The sequence below is a fragment of the Marisediminitalea alba genome (assembly GCF_002993365.1).
GTDB classification, from domain to species: domain Bacteria; phylum Pseudomonadota; class Gammaproteobacteria; order Enterobacterales; family Alteromonadaceae; genus Alteromonas; species Alteromonas alba.
Map to the genome: position 1 here is coordinate 1 of NZ_PVNP01000019.1, position 3,453 is coordinate 3,453.

Genomic DNA, 3,453 nt, shown 5'->3' on the forward strand with positions numbered 1-3,453 from the left:
ACTGCTAAAGGAGAGTGGCAGAGTCTATAACAAATATGAGCACCGAAATACCCTGGAGGGCATACTTTACCGAATGCGTACCGGCATTCAGTGGCGGGATTTGCCATCTGAATTTGGTCTCTGGAATACGGTCTACCGACGATTTAATTTATGGTCGAAGAAAGGCATATTGCAAAAGTTATTTGAAAGCTTAGCCTCCGAGGGTGACCCAGAATGGTTGTTTCTTGATGGTAGTATAGTTAAAGCGCATCAGGATAGTAGCGGTGCAGCGGGTAAACAAGATGAGGCCATCGGAAAAAGTCGAGGTGGTAACTCAACGAAAATTCACCTTGCGGTAGATAGCGGTGGCCTGCCCGTTTATTTTGAACTATCCGGTGGTCAAGTGAACGACATCGTACATGCACAAAGTCTGATAATAAACTCCCCACAAGCCGATATTGTTTGTGCTGATAAAGGCTATGACAGTGAAGCTTTTAGAGCTTACGTAGAAGAAAGTGGAGCAGATGCCAATATTCCACGCAAACGAAATAACAAATTAGGTAATGACGATATGGACTGGTGCCTGTATCGATATAGGCATCTTGTTGAAAACGCGTTTTTGAGGATAAAAAGGTACCGGGCAATATCAACAAGATACGACAAGCTAGCTCGAAACTATAGCAGTACAGTCGCATTGGCATTCATGATGATGTGGCTACCAATGTACTGCTGAACAAATAATGTTCAAAGATCAACAGCCTCTAGCGTGTGGGCTATAATCCGAACGAAGTGAGTCAGCCCACATGTTAGCGTCCCAGCGACCGGAGGGAGTGGCTTGAGCGTTTTGTGTACGCCCAGCATGGGCATGAACTAATGAGGTGAAAGTCCTCTGTAGGAAGGTCACCATCCTTAGCGATTTATATTGCTATTAGATGATAACTACTAGCGAATGGCAAGGGCAAATCCGCGAGGATTTGTCTGGAGGAAGCCGCTAGCAAATCTGCGAGCTGATGAACAAGAATATCATATGAGGCGTAGGCTGAAGGTGAGTCGGCACAAGACGACGAAACCATGTGATCTAACGGCCACCGTAAATGATGCAGCAGTGCAGAGACAGTTCATGTCCTTATCTGGGGAGATCTGCTTAACAAGCGGTAGGTAACTAACCAGTCAGGCTCTGGTATACAAGTGCCTTGGCTTTTCAGCTCCATCAACTGGAAAGAGCGAATACGATGAAAACCGACAGCGTCAATAGAGGAAACTTTGTTGATGATTAAGCAGAAGTCAGCAGACGGCATAGTAGCCAAACACCCATCGTAATGGATGGGACACGGTGAAGGCCTGAACCTAAAGGTCAGTGAGGAGCCTGTGCAGCTCAACGTCTTCATGCCCGACCGGGCTTAGGAGCGTTGGCGCAAAAGCAGAAACCAGCATTGGGATAAGTTGGAGCTAATCGGCCAGCCTATTTTGAAAACTTTTGGGAAACGCCCTGTGCGGAGCCGCATGCAGGGTGTTGTGGGGGCTGGAGGCTAGATACCTCCGGCTACCCGATTAGCCGCGTTCGTGCCAATACCCTGGTTTTCGGTGGTTGTGCATAATAGCTACCACACTAATTTCCCTGTTTTCGATAATTTTATAAATAATAGAGTATGGGAACCTGCTTAAGACAAAGCGTCGATGAGTTTGCCCCATTTTTGTCCATGCCGATGGCAAAGAGCTAACTGAATCGATGGCTTCCTTGAGTTCTTGGGTAAATTCGTGACCCAACCCCAGTGACTGTTCTTGATACCAATCAAACGACTCTTTTATTTCCCTTTTAACCTCTGGGTGAAAGGAAACAGGCAGCATCTTTTAATTAAGATCCTTTTCTATCTCTTCCCAACTAATGCTTTTTACCGCACCAGACTCTAGCTCTGCGCTGCGAGCTTCTGCAAGTTTTACCCACTCAGATTCCACATCGCTATCAATCTTAGTATCCATAGCCGTTAAAAGACAGTGGGCAGCAAGGGCTTTCTCTTTAGTACTGAGTTGCTCGATATTTTCAAGCATCACTTTTAATGCATCAGACATAAAATAACTCCCATTGAGTATAATTTGATATTACCACTAAAAGAGAGAAGTGAAAGGCTGGATTTACAAGTAGCGGCTAACGCCTCATTAAGAGGCTAAAAATAGTTGGTTAAAATAAGCGACGAAGGAGCAAAAACCAACTGTTTTTTGTCCTTTTGAATGACTTGTTATACGCTGAATGCACCTATCTAAAAGATTTAACTGCTTCGTTAAGCTGCACATCTATTCCGCTTTCAATATTGTTCACATTAAGAAATACAAATTCATGATCTACAGGCAATCCAATGTTTTCATAATTTTTCCCTTGAGAATTGAGATACCTTTCATTTGATAATGTGATCCCCCAACCATTAGGCAAAGCCTTTGCTAACGCATCGCTAAAAGCTCCGTAACTTCTTTCGCCAATAAAAGTAACATTGCCTCTTGCTTGTAAACCTAAAAGAAATACTTCAGCCGCACTAGGTGTTTGCTGGCTAGTTAAAACAACTATGTCTCCCGTATAGTTAACAAATTTTGATGGTGAAATTATAATTTTTTGAAGGCTGCTAAGGAAGATGCGAATAAGTCCCCGATGTGAGATCATAGCTGCATAGTAAATCACAAACATTACCGCTCATGAGTCACCAGTTAACCTTTGCTGACAGCGAGTTTTCCAGTAAGCGCCGTCAGACCCGTAAAGAGATATTCTTATCCAGAATGGATAACCTGCTGCCGTGGTCTCAACTGCTGGAAGTGATTGAACCCTTTTATCCTAAAGCAGGCAATGGCAGACGTCCGTATGCGCTCGAGACCATGTTTCGCATTCACTGTATGCAGCAATGGTATAGCCTTGGTGATGAGGCAATGGAAGATGCGTTATATGAAATTGCTTCGATGCGCCAGTTTGCGCAACTGTCATTGGATAAAGCCATTCCAGACCGCACTACCATTATGAACTTCCGGCACTTGCTGGAAAAGCACAAGCTGACTCGCAAATTGTTCAAAACGGTCAACCAATGGCTTTCGGACTGCGGTGTGATGATGACGCAGGGCACATTGGTGGATGCGACGATTATTGAAGCGCCCAGCTCCACTAAAAACAAAAAGAATGAACGTGACCCGGAGATGCATCAGACCAAGAAAGGTAATGAATGGCATTTCGGCATGAAAGCCCATATTGGTGTGGATGCCAAGAGCGGTCTCACCCATACATTGGTAACCACCGCCGCCAATGAGCATGACCTGAATCAGTTGAAAAACCTGTTGCATGGCGAAGAAGAATTCGCTTCCGGCGATGCCGGTTATCAGGGAGCAGAGAAACGGGAAGAGTTGCAAGATACAAATGTGGAATGGCTGATTGCCGAACGCCCCGGAAAAGTCCGGGCACTGAAAAAGCATCCTCGCAAAAACAAAACGGCCATTAAC

The 3,453-nt window shown here is 44.9% G+C and carries 5 protein-coding genes; 2 read left to right on the top strand and 3 right to left on the bottom strand.

From position 1 onward, the window contains the following. Position 1 precedes the first annotated feature (1 nt). Positions 2-712 carry an IS5 family transposase gene (locus C6Y40_RS02965; RefSeq protein ID WP_170308393.1) on the top strand — a complete coding sequence of 237 codons (711 nt, stop codon included), beginning with the start codon at positions 2-4 and terminating at the stop codon, positions 710-712. An 818-nt stretch (positions 713-1,530) separates the two neighbouring features. Here the strand turns inward: C6Y40_RS02965 and C6Y40_RS02970 are convergent. From C6Y40_RS02970 to C6Y40_RS02980, 3 genes are all read right to left on the bottom strand, one after another. Then, a complete protein-coding gene (locus tag C6Y40_RS02970) occupies positions 1,531-1,827 on the bottom strand; it encodes a type II toxin-antitoxin system RelE/ParE family toxin (protein ID WP_105933275.1) in 297 nt (98 codons plus the stop codon). Between the two features lie 3 nt (positions 1,828-1,830). Next, on the bottom strand, positions 1,831-2,049 hold the full coding sequence (locus tag C6Y40_RS02975; protein ID WP_013783722.1) for an addiction module protein: 219 nt from the start codon (positions 2,047-2,049) through the stop codon (positions 1,831-1,833). A 184-nt stretch (positions 2,050-2,233) separates the two neighbouring features. Beyond that, complete coding sequence (locus C6Y40_RS02980; protein WP_240621831.1) at positions 2,234-2,656, bottom strand: S41 family peptidase; 423 nt, start codon at positions 2,654-2,656, stop codon at positions 2,234-2,236. A gap of 8 nt (positions 2,657-2,664) precedes the next feature. Between C6Y40_RS02980 and C6Y40_RS02985 the strand changes: the two genes are divergently transcribed. Further along, positions 2,665-3,453 (top strand): IS5 family transposase (locus C6Y40_RS02985; RefSeq protein WP_105933276.1); only part of this gene is annotated, 789 nt, incomplete at its 3' end.